The 19918-nt window shown below is 29.3% G+C and carries 13 protein-coding genes and 4 pseudogenes; 4 read left to right on the plus strand and 13 right to left on the minus strand.

The features are described 5' to 3' along the window. Window positions 1-190 precede the first annotated feature (190 nt). On the plus strand, window positions 191-1174 hold the full coding sequence (locus tag MPTP_RS07765) for a peptidylprolyl isomerase (protein ID WP_013774591.1): 984 nt from the start codon (window positions 191-193) through the stop codon (window positions 1172-1174). A 218-nt stretch (window positions 1175-1392) separates the two neighbouring features. Here MPTP_RS07765 and MPTP_RS07770 read toward each other — a convergent pair whose 3' ends face one another. The 8 genes and pseudogenes from MPTP_RS07770 to MPTP_RS07800 form a co-directional block, all read right to left on the minus strand. After that, window positions 1393-2337 carry a 3'-5' exoribonuclease YhaM family protein gene (locus MPTP_RS07770; protein WP_013774592.1) on the minus strand — a complete coding sequence of 315 codons (945 nt, stop codon included), beginning with the start codon at window positions 2335-2337 and terminating at the stop codon, window positions 1393-1395. Beyond that, window positions 2321-2689 (minus strand): annotated as a pseudogene (locus tag MPTP_RS10450) (ATP-binding protein); the annotation flags it as partial. The pseudogene MPTP_RS10450 and the gene MPTP_RS07770, both read right to left, overlap by 17 nt. Window positions 2690-3177: 488 nt before the next feature. After that, window positions 3178-5040 (minus strand): ATP-binding protein, encoded by a 1863-nt coding sequence (locus tag MPTP_RS07775; protein ID WP_013774594.1) that lies wholly within the window; start codon window positions 5038-5040, stop codon window positions 3178-3180. Then, window positions 5037-6269 carry a metallophosphoesterase family protein gene (locus tag MPTP_RS07780; RefSeq protein ID WP_013774595.1) on the minus strand — a complete coding sequence of 411 codons (1233 nt, stop codon included), beginning with the start codon at window positions 6267-6269 and terminating at the stop codon, window positions 5037-5039. The genes MPTP_RS07775 and MPTP_RS07780 overlap by 4 nt, the downstream gene beginning before the upstream one ends. A 450-nt stretch (window positions 6270-6719) precedes the next feature. Beyond that, window positions 6720-7481, minus strand: a complete 762-nt coding sequence (locus MPTP_RS07785) for a formate/nitrite transporter family protein (RefSeq protein ID WP_013774596.1) — start codon at window positions 7479-7481, stop codon at window positions 6720-6722. A 328-nt stretch (window positions 7482-7809) separates the two neighbouring features. Further along, complete coding sequence (locus tag MPTP_RS07790) at window positions 7810-9384, minus strand: peptide chain release factor 3 (protein ID WP_013774597.1); 1575 nt, start codon at window positions 9382-9384, stop codon at window positions 7810-7812. Window positions 9385-9760: 376 nt separating this feature from the next. Then, a complete protein-coding gene (locus MPTP_RS07795) occupies window positions 9761-11098 on the minus strand; it encodes a hemolysin family protein (protein ID WP_013774598.1) in 1338 nt (445 codons plus the stop codon). Window positions 11099-11196: 98 nt separating this feature from the next. After that, on the minus strand, window positions 11197-12348 hold the full coding sequence (locus tag MPTP_RS07800; RefSeq protein ID WP_013774599.1) for an AI-2E family transporter: 1152 nt from the start codon (window positions 12346-12348) through the stop codon (window positions 11197-11199). A gap of 174 nt (window positions 12349-12522) precedes the next feature. Between MPTP_RS07800 and MPTP_RS07805 the strand changes: the two are divergent. Beyond that, a pseudogene (locus MPTP_RS07805) lies at window positions 12523-12956 on the plus strand (GNAT family N-acetyltransferase). Between the two features lie 70 nt (window positions 12957-13026). Here the strand turns inward: MPTP_RS07805 and ntdP are convergent. The 3 genes and pseudogenes from ntdP to recX form a co-directional block, all read right to left on the minus strand. Beyond that, the gene (gene ntdP / locus MPTP_RS07810) at window positions 13027-13560 is read right to left on the minus strand and encodes a nucleoside tri-diphosphate phosphatase (protein WP_013774601.1); all 534 of its coding nucleotides are present in this window, start codon (window positions 13558-13560) and stop codon (window positions 13027-13029) included. A gap of 174 nt (window positions 13561-13734) precedes the next feature. Continuing rightward, window positions 13735-14912: pseudogene (gene mutY / locus MPTP_RS07815) on the minus strand (A/G-specific adenine glycosylase). Then, window positions 14902-15711, minus strand: coding sequence for a recombination regulator RecX (recX, locus tag MPTP_RS07820; RefSeq protein WP_013774602.1), 810 nt, complete (start codon window positions 15709-15711; stop codon window positions 14902-14904). The pseudogene mutY and the gene recX overlap by 11 nt, the downstream one beginning before the upstream one ends. Before the next feature lie 113 nt (window positions 15712-15824). Between recX and rlmD the strand changes: the two are divergent. Beyond that, a pseudogene (rlmD, locus tag MPTP_RS07825) lies at window positions 15825-17195 on the plus strand (23S rRNA (uracil(1939)-C(5))-methyltransferase RlmD). Between the two features lie 342 nt (window positions 17196-17537). On the opposite strand, the gene MPTP_RS07830 reads toward rlmD, so the two are convergent. Then, complete coding sequence (locus tag MPTP_RS07830; protein ID WP_013774605.1) at window positions 17538-18014, minus strand: Dps family protein; 477 nt, start codon at window positions 18012-18014, stop codon at window positions 17538-17540. Between the two features lie 224 nt (window positions 18015-18238). On the opposite strand from MPTP_RS07830, the gene MPTP_RS07835 reads away from it, so the two are divergent. Continuing rightward, window positions 18239-18949 (plus strand): prepilin peptidase, encoded by a 711-nt coding sequence (locus MPTP_RS07835; RefSeq protein WP_231849639.1) that lies wholly within the window; start codon window positions 18239-18241, stop codon window positions 18947-18949. Between the two features lie 201 nt (window positions 18950-19150). On the opposite strand, the gene msrA is transcribed toward MPTP_RS07835, so the two are convergent. Continuing rightward, on the minus strand, window positions 19151-19693 hold the full coding sequence (gene msrA / locus MPTP_RS07840; RefSeq protein ID WP_013774607.1) for a peptide-methionine (S)-S-oxide reductase MsrA: 543 nt from the start codon (window positions 19691-19693) through the stop codon (window positions 19151-19153). Between the last annotated feature and the right edge of the window lie 225 nt (window positions 19694-19918).

A 19918-nucleotide genomic window follows, 5' to 3' on the forward strand; every position in this document is an offset into this window, starting at 1 on the left:
TTTTTATTAACAATATTTTAATATTTAAATAATATCTTTTTTTAAAAAAACAAACTATTTTTTCGAAAAAATTTTAATTGAAGTATGAAGATTGTTTGAAACTATAGAAATTCACTTTCTTTTATTAATTAAATTGTGGTATAGTTACTAATGTGAAAATTATTTAAAAAAACTAGGAGTGCTTAATAAAATGAAGAAAAAATTAGTTTTAGCTGCTGCAGGCGTATTCAGTGTTTTTGCTCTCGCAGCGTGTTCATCATCTGATAAAAATGAAGATATCGCAACAATGAAAGGATCAACAATTACCGTTCAAGATTTTTATGATCAAATCAAACATGAACAATCAAGTCAACAGCAAGTAATGCAAATGATTGTTTACAAAGTTTTTGATGATAAATATGGCAAAAAAGTATCTGACAAAGATGTTGATAAACAATACGATGAGACTGCAAAAGCAGCAGAAGCGCAAGGAACTACTATTGAAGATTATTTAAAACAAAATGGTCAAACAGTAAAAGAATACAAAAAAACAATTAAACAAGGTTTAGCTTACCAAAAAGGTATAGAAGATCATATTAAAATCTCAAACAAAGATTTGAAAACAGCATGGAAATCATTCCATCCAGAAGTAGAAGCTCAAATTATCCAAATTCCTGCTGAAAAGGATGCTAAGGATATTAAGAAACAACTTACAGATGGTGGAGACTTTACAAAAATTGCAAAAGAGAAATCAACAGATAATCAAACCAAAAAAGACGGTGGTAAAATCAAATTTGATTCTCAAACTCAATCTATTCCTCAAGAAGTGAAAGATGCAGCATTCAAACTAAAAGATGGTGAAGTTTCTGAACCTATTCAAACAACAAACAGTTCTACTTACCAATCTTCTTATTATTTAGTTAAGATGAATAAAAACAAAGCTAAAGGCAATGATATGAAACCTTATAATAAAGAATTAAAGAAAATTGCCAAACAAACAAAAATGAATGACCAAGCATTTACTACAAAAGTCATTGGTGATGAATTAAAAGATGCAAATGTCAAAATCAAAGATGATGCTTTCAAAAATATTTTAGCAAACTTCACAAAAACAAATGATTCATCAAACAAATCTTCAAATAACCAATCTAAAGATGTAAAAGACAACGCTAAAACAAAAAATTCTAATAAATAAGATTAAATAAAAAATACAGAGAATAAATTATTCTCTGTATTTTTTATTTATAATTTGTTAACCAATCATACATATAAACAATAACTTAGACAATCAACGTCTTAATCATTCAATAAAAATCCTACACTAAAAACAAAACCAAATTATGCTATTTTTATAATTAATTTAGACAGTAGATCATTCATTAGTATTAACTATTTTATTCAAAGTTAAATTCTTCAAATCGTTTTAGGCACATAAAAACTGCGTTTGTCCATTCCAAAAATTCGTTCTGTATATTTACCAGGTTCTGTTTGTTGAATTGCCTGTTTCATCATTTGAATAGAAGCATCCATTGTGTCAATTTGATGTAGAACTTCAGCTTCCATAATTCTTGGACGTACTGGTGAACCATATTCTAAGAGTCCATGATGTGCTAGTACCATATGTCTTAAAAGAATAACGTCTTCTGTTGATTCATCAATTTTAAGTGAAATACATGCCTTTGCGATTTCTTCATCGACTAAAACCAAATGGCCAATCAAATTTCCAGATAAGGTATATTCGGTTGTCAGATTTCCAGATAATTCAATTACCTTACCTAAATCATGAAGAATAATTCCTGCATAAAGTAAGGAGGCATTTAGTATAGGATATTCATTGCAAATCGATTTACCTAAACGAAGCATTGAGAGAGTATGATAAGCTAATCCACCAGTAAATGCATGATGATTTTTTTTAGCTGCTGGAAATTGATAAAATTCTTGCTGGTATTTTGTTAATAAATATCGAACAATGCGATTCCAATTCGGATTGGTAATTTCAAATAGTTGCTGATTAATTTCTTGCAGCATATCCTCCTTTTTCAAAGGGGATTGTTCCATGTAAGACTCCGGTTGGTTCGGCTCATCTGAATGTGCTAAGCGCATATGTATAATCTTTATCTGTGGTCTTCCTTGATAATTCTCTCTTTTACCATTCAACAATACTACCTGTCCAGAAACAAAATGATTGATTTCTTCCTCTGAAGCATCCCAATATTTTCCATCAATTGTGCCAGAGGTGTCTTGAAATGTAAATGCGATAAATTTTTTGCCATTTTTAGCTACACGTATTTCGGCCACTTTAATCAATACATAGGATTCAAACAATTCGTCTACACTTAATTCATGAAGTTTTTTCATTTTTTTCTCCTTCTAGATAAATAATTGGTTGACTTAACTCTTGATAATAGCTTAACATTTCTTGATCAGAAGAAAAACAAATGATTTGATATTTTCTCCCAAATTCTTTAAATAACATTGCTAATTGATATTTTCTAGTTTCATCATAATGTAACCAACCATCATCAATAATGATTGGGCAAAGAGGTTTTTCTTGTAAGGATAAAAAAGCAAATCGAACAGCCATAATTAATTGATCTTTTGTTCCAGATGAAAGATCATAAATAGTAAAATATTGTGAATTTTTGTCAATAACATAAATTACATTATCAATTATTTGTACAGTTTGATAGTTATCGGCAGTTAATAATTGAAAATAATAGGAAGTTTGCTTCATCAATGCAGGCAATTGTTTATCTGATAGCTCTGTTAACAGATCCATCAATAATTGACCCGCTAATTGATTAATGGTCCATTCCTGTGCCAATTCATCTATTTCTGCTTTTAAATCTGCTTGTTGCTGATAAAGTTCATCCAAAGAACCATTTGTTAGAAATTGTTGTTTAGCATAAAGTAGTTTTTGTTCATCTTTTCTTAAATCTTGTGTTTGATTGATTAACTCGTTCAATTCCCCGTTTAAACGTTCAAACTCAGTAGCTAACTCTTCTTTTGTTATGATTTCTTTCTTTTCAAAAATTCCTGTCACCATAGATTCTAATTCTAATTGATGTCTTTTTTGTGCTTGTCGTTTACGCAAATATTTTAACTTAGATTCAATCATAGTTACAGAAGAAATATGATAGCGAATCAATAAAGGCTGCAATGAATCTAATAACTCTTGTTTTTGATTTTTCAATTCATTTATTGTATGTTTTTTAATTTATCTAATTGATCATCTTCAGCTATACGAAAACTTTCCATCTGCTCAGCAAAATTATTAATAAATTCTAATTGTTCATCTAATGACTTACCTTGAAGTGGTAAATAATCGGTTAGCTGATTGATCTGTTTGATAAACTGTTGAACAAAGGCTGCATTCTCTTTACGTTGGATCGTTAAATCATCAATGGTATGTATCAGAAAATGATAGCGTTCAATATCTTGTTTTTGATTTATCCAAAAATCAAGCTGATCCATTCTCCCTAAATGATTTGCTTTTGCCTGTTGTTTAATATTATGCATTAATTGTTTTTCTTTTTCTTTAATAAGTTGTAATTGTTCCTGTAAGACGTGTAATTGTTCATTTAAATAATCAATTTGCGAAAGTTTTTCCTGCCATTGTTTTTTTTCCTCTTTTAACAGATTCTTTGTTTTCATTTTAAATGTATATAAAATAAACATAATAGGAAATATTTCAACGATTAAGCCAAAATACTTGATTGGATTTGGCAATAAAAAACTAATAAAAAGAATACAAATAACACCAAAAATTCCCAAAAAATAATATTTTTTCTGCTTGTTTGTTATGATTTTTGGATGAAACATTTCTTGATGTTCAGCTTCAAAAATAGTTAAACTATTTTCCTTGACATTAAGTTCTTCTTTTTTTATTTCTAGTTGATTTTGTAACTGTTGTGCATGTTTTTTATATTCAGATAACTGTTTTTTTAAATTTTGAATTCCTTCCACGTTCATTGTTAATTGGGGAGGATATGCTCGACTCCACTGCCAACATTTTTCTAAAGATTCTATTTCTTTTTGATGTTTAATACAAGATTGCTCTAACCATTCCTGATCTAAAATTAACTGTTTGATCAACTTTTTTTGTGACAAAAAAGATTGAATTGTCTCTTCTTCTTTTAAATAAAATTGGTAATCATCAATTAATTTTTTATCTACTTCTTTTTTGACTTCTTTTTGCTCAAGTTCCAATAACTGACTGGTTAAAAATTGATATTTCTGATAGCCTTCTTCTAATTGATGCCAATCTTGCTTATTAATAGTTATTGGTTCATCAAGAGATTTCAACGTTTGAAGCTCTTTATAAATAGCAAAATTTTGTTTCTTACTTTCTACCTTAGCTAGCTCTTGTTTCTTTTTAGTAATCAACTGTTGGTTATTTTGGATAAGCGTTTGTTTTTCTTTAATATTCTTTGTTATTTGTTGAAATGAATATTGCTGTTCTTCTTGTTGGTTAATTTTTTCTTGCAATTGTTGATAATTCTTCAACTGTTGATTTAAGGGTGGTTGAATTCCTTTTCCACGATAAATCATTTGTGCTGTCTTAAGATATTCAGCTTTTTTTATTAATAGATTCTGACTACCTGAGATACCAAGAGCTAACAACGATGTCTGCAATTGTTCTTCTGTTAATTTTCCTAATTCGTTTAACTGTTCTTGCTGAAAAGTAAAGACTTCTTGAAAGAGTTCTTTTGTAAGTGGATAAAGGATTTCTTCTAACTTTTTCTCATCCCCTACCTGTCCATTATAATAAACTTTTGCTTGTCCTTTATTTTTGTCTTTAAAACGTTCAATCTGGATAATTCCATAAGTAGTATGTTTAATCCATAATCTACCACCATAAGCACCACCATTTTTGGGCAAAAATTCTCTCTTTTTTTTTCCTCTTGCAGGAAATCCAAATAGAATGGTTTGGATAAATTGATAAATAGTCGATTTTCCCGCTTCATTTTTTCCATTTACAAGTTGGTTGTTTTCAGTAAAATTAATTTTTTTTTGCTGCCATTTACCAAAGCCCACAATCTCGATTGCTGTTATCTTCATGAAGGATCCTCCTGAATAATAAAATCCTCTGAAATTTTTTTGTATGTTTGATCCACACATTGTTGTCGCCATTTTTCATCAATCGTAAGAATTTTTGATCCTACTGGATTTTCTGTTAACTCTCTTGTTATATCTGAAAAAATTGTTGGTTGCAAATAATTTTTTGCGAGTTGGTGAATTAACTCAGAAGTTGCATTAAGGTAATATTTATCATCTTTTTGGTTATTATTAATAACAACATCTGTAATCCATAAATTATTCAATTGATTTTGTAACAATGCCTCATGCAGATAACTTAAAAGTTCTTTATTTTTTATTGCTATTTGAAATGTTTCATTAAGGTGCTCGATATGGTTAATCTGCAATTCTACCAAACAGAATTGTTCAATATCTATAAATTTTTGTGCTAAATAATTCATTAAAAAAGACAATACTTCTTGAAGACTTTGACATGTTTCCAATGAACAATTGCATTTATGCCAACAAACTTCAGCCACCGACTCAAACTTGAGAGTTGGTTTTGCTTGATTAAATTCAACAATTGCAATTCCCTTGACATCTCGCTCTTTTTTTGTATGTCCTTGTGGTGTGCCTGAATAGGCAATCAGTGGTTTTGTGCTGAGAATTTGTGGTTGATGGATATGCCCAAGTGCCCAATAATCATATCCCTTAGCTTTCATCTCACTTAAAGAAAAGGGAGCATATCTTTGTTCACTGCCTCTTATTGAATCACCATGATAAATACCAATATGAATAGCTGCTTTTGAATCTCTTATTGGAAAATTTGTTAATTTATCTTCATTAATCCAAGGATGTTCATAACTAAAACCAGAAATTGCAATTGTTTCCTTTTGTTTGCTTAATAAATGAATTGTTTCTACCTGTTCACTAGCAAATACGAAAACATTTTCAGGAAAAGCAAACCAATAACGATCCTTATTATAATAATCATGATTACCAAAAGTTAATACTACAGGTATATTGACTTCCTCTAGTCGCTTTAACTCATTAATGAACAATGATTGCATCTGAATAGACGTAAGGCTTTGATGAAAATTATCGCCAGCAAAAATAACTAAATCAACATCTAAAGCTATTGCCTTATTAACAATTTTTGTTATCAATGTCTGATTTGCCTGCTGTAATTTTTTTATAATGACTTCAGGAAGATTTTTCAATCCTTCAAATGTACGATCCATATGAAGATCTGCTGTATGTAAAATTCTCATAATTTTTCTCACAATCGTTTGAACTTTTTTCTATTTTATCATTTTCTATTGAATTGGTTAAGTAAATATACGAAAATTCGTTCGTGCATTTTTTATTTGTAATTCATTTATTCTAATCTAACTTACTTATAAAACATTTCCTTTCAATTATCTCATGAATAATAACTATTTTATAGTATTATTTATCTATATATATTAAACAATATATAAATATATTATAGACAATTTTAATAAGATATAATCATATAGCTATCTAACAAACAACAGATTAAATGTCTCTATAAATAAAGTGAACAAATCTGCTAAACAGTTGTTCACTTTAATCGTATAAATAATGATAGTTTATCCTAAGTAACATTTCTATATAAATATTTTTCAGTATTGAATATTACCTTCTATATTTATATTAAAAAATTCCATAGTTGTTTAGACTATGGAAAAAGTAAAGTATTAATGCTTTTTATAACTTAAATAGTAAAAACCTGATACAAAAATACTACCGCCAATAATATTACCAATATAAACAAAAATAAAATTTTGTATAAAACGAAGCCAACTTAAATCTCCCTCAAAAATAGCAGCTGGAATAACAAATGCATTTGCTACACTATGTTGAAATCCAATGGCTACAAAGATCATGACTGGAAACCAAATTCCTAGCAATTTTCCCGCTGCATCTTTTGCGCCATAGCAGAGCCATAAAGCAAGACCAACGAACCAATTACAGCCAATTCCTGATATAATTGCTTGTCCCCATGAAGCTTCCACCTTGTGTTCTGCTAAGGATCGAACTTGATTAAGATAGACACCAGTATGTGTTAATCCTAAAATATGACCAAAAAAATAAGCAACAAAAAGTGCACCAACAATATTAGCAAAAGTAATTGTAAACCAGTTTATTATCAAATCTTTTAAAGAAATTTTCTTGCCCATATAAGCACAGCTAACTGCCATCATATTTCCTGTAATTAACTCTCCACCAGCCATTAAAATGACAATCAATCCGATTGGAAAGACAGAAGACCCAATTAATGCTTGAATGCTTGCTAGATTTGCTGGAATGGAAGCAGACACACGAATATAGGCTAAATAACCTAATGAAATCATTGCGCCACCAATAAAACCTAAAATCAATTTAGCTAGTAGCGGTTTTTCAATTTTTTTCTTTCCATTATCAATACTAATTTCTAAAATTTCATATGGTGTAAACACTATTCTCTCTCCTCTATTATTCCTTCTCCTATCACTTTACCGTGAAAAAAAAATAATGCAAGATGTTTATTGGTTTTAACAACGCTTACAATCAAATTTTTTCTGATACTTAGTAATTTTTAATTAATTATTCTTAAATATTTAATAAAAATAATCCATTTAAGAATAAAATTCCTAAATCTTATCTCTGATCTATAATTAGCTGAAATAAAATAATTTTTCATGATTAATAATAAAAAATTTCTCTTACCTCAATGGATAAGAGAAGAACAATCTATTAATATATCTATCTTACTTCAGCAAAACTAAAAACGGCAAATCTAAAATGTTACATCAAACTTTTTAGTTCTACCTTTGGATATTTATCTGCAAACCAACACATGGCAAATTCATTTTCAAATAAGAATAAGGGTTGATCAAACCGATCTTTTACTAAAATATTACGACTAGAACTCATTCTTTCATCTAAATCAGCCGGTGAAATCCAACGAGCAATCTTATTTCCCATTGGTGTCATAATAACTTCTGCATTATATTCATTCAACATACGATAGCGGAAGACTTCAAATTGTAGTTGACCAACGGCTCCAATAATGTATTCATCAGTTAAATAAGTTTTATATAATTGGATAGCTCCTTCTTGTACAAGTTGATGAATGCCTTTATGGAAAGATTTTTGTTTCATCACATTTTTTGCTGTTACTTTCATAAATAATTCAGGTGTAAATAAAGGCAATGGTTCGTATTCAACATTTAATTTTCCTTGGTATAACGTATCACCAATTTGATAGTTACCTGTATCATAGATACCAATAATATCACCTGCAACTGCTTGATCAACCGTTTGTCTTGCATCAGCCATAAATTGAGTGACATTACTTAATTTAATTTTCTTATCGGTACGCTCAAGTGTAACATCCATTCCTCTTTCAAAAGTTCCTGAACAGATTCGGACAAAAGCAATCCGATCACGATGAGCGGGATTCATATTTGCTTGGATTTTAAATACAAAACCAGAAAAATCCTTCTCATATGGACTAATCTCCTTGCCAGTTGTAGTCTTATGCGAATAAGGAGCAGGTGCAAACTTTAAAAATGTTTCTAAAAAGGTTTGTACACCAAAATTAGTTAAAGCAGAACCAAAAAATACTGGTGTCTGCTCACCCTTAGCAATTTTTTCTTCATTAAAAGCATCGCCTGCCTCAACAAGCAATTCAATATCTTCTAATGCTTGTTGATATACACTGTCTTGATGAAGAGGTAAATCACTAGCAATATCACCATTTTTTAAGGGAATAAACCGTTCATTATTACTTGTTTCTGGACGATAAATTTCTATTCTTTGATTATAAATATCATAAATACCTTTAAATCCTTTTCCCATGCCGATTGGCCAATTCATTGGATAAGATTCAATATCTAAAAGTTCTTCTAATTCTTCTAACAATTCTAAAGGTTCTCTTCCATCACGATCAAGCTTATTAATAAAAGTAAAGATCGGAATCCCTCTTTTTTTCACTACTTGAAATAGTTTTTTTGTCTGTGCTTCTATTCCTTTAGCGCTATCAATAACCATAACTACACTATCAACGGCCATTAATGTACGATAGGTATCTTCTGAAAAATCTTCATGTCCTGGAGTATCCAAAATATTGATATGTTTTCCTTGATAGGCAAACTGCATAACAGAACTAGTTACCGAAATCCCACGTTGCTTTTCAATTTCCATCCAATCAGATTTTGCAAAATTACCAGTTTTTTTGCCTTTAACAGTTCCAGCTTGACGAATTGCGCCACCAAATAATAATAATTGTTCAGTCATTGTTGTTTTTCCGGCATCTGGATGAGAGATAATAGCGAAAGTTCTTCTGCTGTCTACTTCATTGTTTTGATCTATACTCATTTTTTTCTCCTTATATAAATGGTTTAAAATAAAAAATTTAATAATCGTTCATTTTTAATCGTTCATTTTTGTTATGAAAGTGCAACTATTTTCAACTCTTGCTAGTATAGCATGAGTTAAAAATAGAATAAAGAAAACTCAGTATTTAAAATATAACTCTTTTAATTAACTTTTCTGAAATAAGCGAATTAAATAAAAAACTCAAAAAGAGACTGAGGTATTAATACTCAGTCTGACATTTTATAAATGAGAACAAGAAGATAACCCAATAACTTTTCTCAATATTAAGAATGATGCAAATATTAACTATTTGTTTTTCTATTTATCGATGGATAAAACCTGCCATCTAAATATGTTCTACATTCTCTTGATACTTCTAGCGATGATTTTCCCCAGGTTCTTCATCGACATTATGATCATGAAAAATAACTCTTAAAACAAGTAACCGTGTACCTTCCACCTGTTCAGAAGTTAGCGTTAAATTATTGACATTAAAAGAAAGCTTTTCTTTTTCATCTGGAATAGTTCCTAAAGCAGTGATTAGATAACCTGCCATTGTATCTACATCATTCATATGGAGATCTGTTTTAAACACTTCATTAAATTCGTCAATTAACATTCTCCCTTGGATAAGGTACTCATGTTCATTTACCTTTGAATAAAGATTTGCAATTTCATCGGATTCATCATCAATTTCACCGACAATTTCTTCAAGCAAATCTTCCAAGGTCACTGTACCAACTACACCACCATATTCATCTAGTAAAATAGCCATTTGGTTTTGTGTTCGTTTTAACTCATAGAGTAAATCATCAATAAAGACAGTTTCAGGAACAAATAAGGGTTCTTGTAAAAGTTTCCTTAAATCGATATTCGCAAATCCATCTTTATAAGCCGCTTTTAATAAATTGTTGGTATGTAATATACCAACAATCTTATCTTTATCTTCTTTGTAAACAGGAATTCTTGAATAATTTTCAGTTAAAATTGCATTAAGAACTTTTGGCACATTATCCTGAATATCAACCATGAAGGTATCAGTTCTTGGCACCATTACTTCCCGAGCAACCTTTGTATCCAAAGAAAATATTCCTTGAAGCATCTCAATTTCATCGTTATCCAAACTACTTTCTGTTTCAAGCATATATCGAATTTCTTCTCTAGATAGTTTTGGATTTTCATCAGTAAATGTTATCGGTGTTATTCGTGTCAATAAGTCTGTAGAAACAGACAGTAACCAAACAAATGGTTGTGTAAAGAATCCAAGCACTGTAATCAATATAGAAGTGAAATTCAATACTTCTTCAGGTCGATTTAATGCGATTTTTTTAGGATACAATTCTCCAAATACAATTGCTATATATGTCAATAATACTAAAATAAAAATGCTTGAAAGACTTTTAGCAAGTGGCGTATTACCAAAAACAACTGCCAATCGACCAGATAGCGATTCTGTCAATGACGCTCCCGATACAATGGTCACTAAAGTAATACCTATTTGTGTCGTTGATAAATAATTAATTGGATTTTTAAGAATACCCAATAGTTTTTTTGCCTTTACATTTCCCTCTTCTGCTTTTTGCTCAATACGGTTCCGATTTACAGAAGCTACAGCTAATTCAGAAGCTGACAAAAGAGCATTGAATAAAGTAAAAATAATTAATAATAAAATTTGTAAAATAAGCGACTGACTATCAGGGTCAGCATTGTTCATAATTTTTTCTCTCCTTAAAAGTAATAAACGATAGCAATGTAACTGTTTTTATGCAGTCACGGTGAAATCGTACCATAGTTAACCAACAAATTCAATTATTATTCATCACTTTGTTTTTTCCCAATTAGCTGGTTTTCATTACCAGTAAATTCAGAAGTTACTTTTTCTAATCGACTTGTTTTTACTACATTAAATAAATAAATAAAAACAATTCTACAAATTGCATAAAAAGGAACACCAAGAAAAATTCCTAATAACCCTGCTAGATTACCTGCAACCAATAGAATTAAAATGATTGTAAGTGGATGAATTTTTAGTGACTTTCCAATTACATTTGGATAAATAACATTCCCATCAATTTGCTGAATAATAATAACAACTATACAACATAAGATAGCTTTAAATGGTTCACTAAACACTGTAACCAAAACAGCTGGTGCAAGTCCAAGATAGGGACCTATATAGGGAATAAGATTTGTCAATCCAGCAATAATCCCAAATAAGAAAGCATAACGAACTCCCAATAGAGAATAACCAATAATAGTAAATGTACCTACAAAAAGACATTCAATGACCTGTCCACTAATATAATGTGCCAAGGTTTCATTCATTTGATCTAAAAGTTGGATAAGTTCATCGCGCCGCTTGGACGGTAAAAAATGACGTATGCTTGGAATTACCCGATTACTATCTCTTAACATATAAAATAAGATAAATGGAACAGTTATAATTGTAATGGTCGTTGAGGTCACTGTAGAAACAATCATACCTAAACGACTGGATAATCCACTTAAAAATTGTTGAATAATTTTTCCATAGGAAATGTTTAATTTATCAATATAACTCGTTAAATTGACCTGTCTAAAAATTGGTAAACCAGCAATATGATATACCCATGTCTTTACCTGAGCAAAAAAATCAGGCATATTTGTAGCCAAACTAGCAAGTTGCTTGGCCAAACTTGGAATAATACTCACCAAAGCAAAAAGAATAATAACAAATAAAAGCAAGAAAACCAAAAGAATAGCATAAAGACGTTTTATTCGCATTTTCACCAATATATTTACAATTGGATTCAAAACATAATAAAAGAAACCAGCAATTAAAATTGGTGCAAATAAAGTTGAAAAAAATGTGCCAATTGGTTCAAACAAAAAATTCAAATTTGTTAAAATAAAAATAAAGGCAGCAATAATTAATAACTCTAAAGACCAAAAAAACAATTTAGATTTTCTCAATTGATCAAGCAATCAATAATCCCCCCTATAATAAATAACATCGGTTAGAATAAATCTATTTCTTCATTCAATAGATAGTTTTTTCTAATCTATTTCATCTATTTTTAAATGAATAATATTTTTTTCTATCTTTATTTCATGTATAGCTAAGTTGTCAAACAAAAACTAGAAAGAAGGTTGCTCTATATGAAAGTAGTTCATACAAAAGATACAACTAGTGATACCTATATAGATGCCTTAAAAATAAGGCAGCACGTTTTTATAAATGAACAACATATAGCTAAAGCTATCGAAATAGATAAATATGAAGCAATCAGTATTCATTTTGTGCTTTATTTGAGTAACAAGAAAGCAATAGCTACCTGTAGATTACGCCCATTGGAAGATGGAAAAATCAAATTAGAAAGAGTCGCAGTGGAAACCAACTATCGAAAAAAAATTATGGGACTATTTTAATTAAAGCAGCTGAAACATTTGCCAAAGAACAAGGCTATCATCAAATCACTTTAAACGCTCAGCTACCAGTAGTTAATTTTTATCATCAGTTAGATTATCAACAAATGGGTAAAGCTTTCTTAGAAGCAGGTATCAAGCATCTACCGATGGAAAAAAATTTATAAATAATTGAAATGATAAAAGTGAAAGAGAAAAAAATCTCTCTTTCACTTTTATCAAACTACATCACATCAATCATCGCTTTAATAACTGTTGATAACGCTGATACCAAATATCTACGTAAGCATCTGAGAATGGTCCTAAATGATTATCCATCCAACTGACTAAAATTTTGACATTTTCTTTAAGAATGATATCAATTTCCTTTGGATAGTTCATTCGTTCACTATGAAATTCATATTCATCAACATCCAACAATCTTTTTTCACCATCTGGAAATATCTTAATGTCTAAATCATAATCAATATACTTTAAGGCTTCTTCATCTAATAAATAAGGTGAAGCCAAGTTACAATAATACGAAATTCCTCTTTCTCGAATCATCGCTATGATGTTAAACCAATATTTTTGATGGAAATAAACAATTGCTGGTTCACGAGTTACCCATCTTCGACCATCAGATTCAGTTACTAATGTATGATCGTTTACACCAATCAAAGAATACTCACTAGTTTTTAGTACCATTGTGTCACGCCATGTTCGATGTAAATGTCCATCATGTTTATAACTTTGAATAGTTATAAACTCGCCTTCCTTTGGAACTCCCATAAATATCCCAACTTTCCCCATAAGCAGAAATAATTGGTCGGGTCTTCTCTGCATTGGTATCATGTATAAGTATATCATACTTTTTAACTTTGCATACTAGGGAGTTTATTTTATTTATATTTACTTTTTATTCAATAAATAATTCAATTTATTTCTAATATAATATATTGATTTTTATTTCTTTTGCTTTTTTAATAACTCAATCATTTTTTTTTGAGATTTAGGAAACACAAAGTCATTAAATTGTTGTTCCGTCACAAATAATTGATTATCCTCATTAGAATTTGATCCTATTAGTCGACCATAAAAAACTAGAATATGCCATTTTAGATGACTAAAAACATGAGTAACCTCTCCTAAAGAACGTTTTTGCCAAACTACTTGTGTTTTTTTCGCTAAAATTTCTGGTATAATTTCTTCAGCTACCAAAATATCTTCCTCTTTATCGATAGACAAAGTTAGTTGTTCCACAGTCTCTTTCACCCAATTTTTTTGAAGAAACGTAAATTGTTGTTTTGATATTTCTTCAATTGGAAAAAGCCACATATTCGCTAGCAATCCTTCTGAACCACGTTGTTCTATTAAAAATTCTTTATTTTTATTTTCAATAATTGTACCTATATAATAAACATCTTTTGGTTTACTTTTTTAGTTTTGACTGGATAGTTTAACATTGATTGATCTTTAAATCCAAAGCAGTAAGCTTGAATAGGACAACTTTCACATTTAGGTGTTTTTGGTGTACAAATAGCAGATCCTAAATCCATCATTGCTTGATTAAAGTCACCAGGTCTTTCCTTATCCATAATTGTCCGCATGGCTTCATCAAATATTTTTCGACTATTTGCTTTTGTAATATCAGCATCAATTTTAAAAAGTCGACTCACTACTCTCATGATATTTCCATCAATTGCTGGTTCTGGTAAATGATAAGCGATACTTCCAATAGCGCCTGCAGTATAAGGTCCTATTCCTTTTAGTTTACGGATTTCATCTATTGAATCAGGCATTTTGCCATCATAGTCAGTTAAAATTTGTTGGGCAGCTATCTTTAAATTTCTTGCTCTTGAATAATAACCCAGCCCCTCCCAAGCTTTTAACAATTTATCATCTGGCGCATTGGCTAAGTCATAAATAGTAGGAAACCAATCCATAAATCGATAAAAATAATCAATAACTGTATCTACTCTTGTTTGCTGAAGCATAATTTCTGATATCCAAATACGGTAAGGATCTAAATTGACTCGCCAAGGTAAATTCCTTTTCTCCAATTCATACCAATGTAGAAAATCTGATTGAAAATGATCAATTGTCGAATGATTCCATGTTTTCCATAATGCTTTATTCATCATTCTCTTCCTCTAATTCTTTTTCATTTATATAGGTTTGGATTAATTCATAATCAAATCCCTTTCGAAATAATCCTTGCTTGACCTTTATTTGTTGTTTTGCTAATCCAAGTTTCCGACTTTTTTCCCATAACTGATCACCATATTTTTTTAGCAATTTCTTTTCTTGTTCTTCATCTTTTTCAAGCTGAAAATTATCCATAACTAAATCAATAATTTCACTTTTGAATCCTCGCTGAAACAAATAAACTTTTATTTTTTGAATGGCTTCTTTAAAACTCTTATTCTGATAACGTTTAATAGATTTTTCTACAATATGATTTGCAATACTTATTTGTTCATCTGGTGTAAAAATAAATAGTGCCTGTTGAATGAGTGTTTCATCTATTCCTTTCTTTTTTAAATATTGTTGAATGAGTTGTGGTCCCTTCTCACACATTTGAATAGCTGTTCTTACATAGCTTTCGCTATACGTTTTATCATTAATCAATTGTAATTGTTTTAATCGTTCAATAATTTTTTGACAATCAGTCACTGAATATTCTTTTTGTCTTAAATAATCAAAAATTTCTTTTTCAGAACGTAATTGATAACTTAAATAATTAAGTGCCAATTCCAACCCACTATCAAAGTGATTAGATTTTTCAATATGATTGATCAATTCATCAGATATCTCTTGTCCTTTTAATAAAAGATAATTAATCAACGTATCTTCCGATACGTGTAAAATCTTTCCAGAAGAAAGAGTTAGTAAATAAAATGGTGGTTTGTCCTTTGTAATATGTGTAATTGTATCCGTCATCTGTCTCACCCCGGTATAAGAACATACATTCTACTATATCATAGAATCCTTTAAAGCTAAACTAGTAAAATTATGTTAAAATAAAAAAAACAAAAGAAAAAAGGAAGAAATCAATAGTGCAACAACTAAAAATTGATCAAATTATTCGATTAAAAATCAAACGTCTAGGTATTAATGGAGAAGGTATCGGTTACTATAAACAATTTATTGTCTTTGTGCCAAATGCTTTACCAAAAGAGGAAGTTGATGTTAGGATCGTTGTCATCACTCCAAAATTTGCAGAGGGAATCATTAAAAAAATACATAAAAATTCACCAGAACGCATAACACCGGATTGTCCAGTTTATGAAACATGTGGAGGTTGTCAGCTCCAACATTTATCTTATGAAGCACAATTAATTTTCAAACGAGATTTATTGAAGCAAGCTTTGGCAAAATTTAAACCAGAAAATTATTCTAATTACCCACTTCATAAAACACTTGGAATGAAAAATCCTTGGAATTATCGAAATAAAGCACAATTCCAATTAGCACAAACAAACAATAAAATTTATAGTGGTTTATATCAAGCAGGATCGCATCAAATTGTAGCTATTGACAATTGTCCAGTACAACAAACTGTTATTAACGACATAATACAAAAAATTATCAAAATTCTAAACAATTATAATCTCCCTATTTATAATGAACAAAAAAACAGTGGAATTTTTAAAACTTTAATGGTTCGTAATAGTATACAAACAGGTAAAGTTCAAGTTGTCTTTATTACTCAGTCAAAAAAATTTCCAAATAAATTAGCAATTATACAAGAAATCATTCAAAAATGACCAGAGGTTATCTCGATAATGCAAAATATTCAAAATGAGAAAACTTCAGTTGTCATGGGTGAGGAAACTATTCACCTTTGGGGAGAACATCAAATTGAGGAAAAAATCAATCAAGTAACGTTTAGGCTTTCTTCACGAGCTTTTTTCCAATTAAATCCTAAACAAACAGAAATTTTATATGGTGAGGCAATTAAGGCATTAGATCCTCTTCCAAGTGATAAAATTATTGATGCTTATTGTGGTGTTGGTACTATTGGAATAAGTATTGCTAGGAAGGTAAAAGAGGTACGTGGAATGGATACTATTCCACAAGCTATAGAAGATGCTAAACAAAATGCAAAAAAAGTTAATGCAACAAATACTTATTATGAAGTTGGAAATGCAGAAAAGCTATTACCTAAGTGGTTAGAACAGGGATTTATACCAGATGGTATCATTGTTGATCCACCAAGAGTTGGTTTAGATAAAAAGTTGCTTCAAACAATCTTGAATTTTCCACCTAAAAAACTTGTATATATTTCTTGTAATGTTTCTACATTGGCAAGAGATTTGGTAAGCTTGACCAAAGTTTTTAAGGTTGATTATCTTCAATCTATTGATATGTTTCCACAAACCGCACGTTGTGAAGTTGTTGCCAAACTTACAAGAAAAAAATAAATTTCCATTTAAAATCTTTATAGAAAGTTCAATTACATCACCTAATACTATTATAATAAGTATTTGTTACTGTTACCAATTATAAATATATAGTACAAAATTTTGATAGTTAACAAAATTTTATAGCTTTGTATATTGTAAATTTGTTGATCTTTACTACTTTAATTATTTAGCTGAATTTTTATAAAAACAAATATAGGACCTAAATTTATTAATTTAAGTCCTATCTTTGTTTTTGATTTAAATAAATGATATTATGCAATAGTTTTTTAGCCAAAATACAAAAATTTTTGTTTTAAAATCTATCTATTTTCTTTTCTTATTTCTTCATCTTTAAAGCTGTTATTTTGTATCTGGATCAATTTCTGGTGCTTTTCCTAATTTTGCCTGCAACATCCAGATATTTTTCTCCAGAGCAGCCTTATGTGCAATTAGTATATCCTGTGTAGATAAATCATTTTCATTACCTGAAACTTCAATACCTTTTTCATATAAACCTTCTAAATAACGATAACCTGCTACCAAGTTTTCCATTCGTTCTGGAATGGTACGATTCCAATTACCAATTTCATCTTTGATTTTAGTATTATCAGCAAACTCTTTCAAGGTGGCATAAGGGGAACCATCAAGAGTAATTAAACGTTCTGCTACATCATCAAGTTGTGCATTGATTTCAGCCATATAATCATCCATTTTTGGATGAAGAGTAAGGAATTCTGGGCCACGCATATACCAATGAGTTTGATGAATAACCACAGCAAATTGACTCAAATCAGCAACCAATTGATTTAAAATTTTTTTCGTTTGTGTATATTTCATTCTATATCATCTCCTATAATTTACTAACCAAATTATAGTATGAATAGATGAAAAAGTATAATTAAATCATTTAATTTAAATAAATTTTAATTAAAACTTATTTTAATTGAAATTTTACAAGATAAATTTAGAATAATCATTTATCAATTCACTTCAACTTTACTTAGTTTAAGCATATTTAAAAAATAAAATAAACAATTTTACGTAATTTACTGTTAAGGAGGTTGATAATTATTTCGTTTAATTATTATTGTTTTATATTTATTTTTGGTTGTTGCTTAGGTTCTGCAAGTGGTGTTATCGCAGAACGATTACCTATGAAACAACCAATATTTTTTACTCATTCACAATGTATTCATTGCAAAAAAAAGCTTGCATTTATTGATCTAATTCCTATAATTTCATGTTTAATTCAAGGTTTTCACTGTCGTTATTGCCTTAAACAATTGCCCAGTATCTATTTAGTAGAAGAATTATTAGGTGGATTTTTTTCCTTGCTAGTCTTAAAAAATGGTATTGATTTTTCTTCCTTTTATATATATATTTTTTTGCTTCAGGCTTTTTTATTATCACTAACTGACTTTTTATATTGGAAGGTAGAACCAAAAATCCTCTATCCACTATTCTTATTTTTATTAAGCTTACACCTGTTTTTAAATCAAACACTATTTTGGAAAACGGGTATTGGTATCTTTCTTTTATTTACTTGTTTTACCTATTTTACTAACAACAGTATGGGATATGGAGATGTTATTTTACTCAGTTGCTGGAGTATCCTATTAGGTCATATAGCCATCCTTCATATTATTTTTTTAGCCAGTATTAATGGACTACTCTTTTGTATTATTAATAAATTATTATTTAAAAAAAATTATCGAAAAATTCCATTTGTGCCTTTTTTAAGTATAGGTTTATTTTTTTATTTGTATATATAATTTAATTTAAAGTAAATAGATAAATAAGAAATTAAGTTTATTTAAAAAAGCAAAAATTTTAACAATTATTGCCTAAATTTACACAGTTTATCTAATTATGCTTAAATAAATTATTGTTATCATGTTCATTTTTACGAATTAAAACTGTCGGAACGTAAATCCCATTGATTTTATTCCGACAGTTCTAAATAATTTTTATTTTTAATCTTCTTTGTTAGTTTTCCAATTTTTACGAATAAATCTTGCTCTTCCAGATCCTTCTCTATACATATTGTAGTGTAATGAATTTTTTTTATAGTAATCTTGATGATAGTCTTCCGCTGGATAGAATGTTTTAGCTGGTTCAATTTGTGTCACAATTTGTTTATCAAAACGACCACTTTTTTGTAATTTTTCTTTTGATTTTTCTGCTATTTCTTTTTGTTGCTCATTATTATAATAAATAACTGGACGATAAGAATCTCCTCTATCAGCAAATTGACCAAATTCATCTGTTGGATCTGTCTGTTGCCAATAAATGTCAACTAATTGTTCATATGAAATAATTGATGGATCGTAAGTAATCTCAACTGCTTCTGTATGTCCAGTCGTACCAGTTGTCACTTGTTCGTACGTTGGATTTGACACATCACCACCGGTATATCCAGACACAACTGCAAGAATTCCAGGTTGTGTATCAAAAGGTTTTACCATACACCAAAAACAACCACCAGCAAAAATTGCTTTTTCATAATCTTTTGCCATTATTCTTCCTCCCTTATATTACAGTTTTTACCATTATTCTTAACTTTATCATAAATTCTTACAAGAAAAAATTAATTAATTTTGAACAAATAAAAATGATTCATCAATAAATTAAGCAACATTCTATTAATCAAATTAAAAATAGGCTAGTTTGTTATACATGAATTGCTAAAATAAATATATAATCAAAGTTAACTTTATCTATATCTAATCATTTTTATTGTT

It is taken from the genome of Melissococcus plutonius ATCC 35311, assembly GCF_000270185.1.
Lineage (GTDB): Bacteria > Bacillota > Bacilli > Lactobacillales > Enterococcaceae > Melissococcus > Melissococcus plutonius.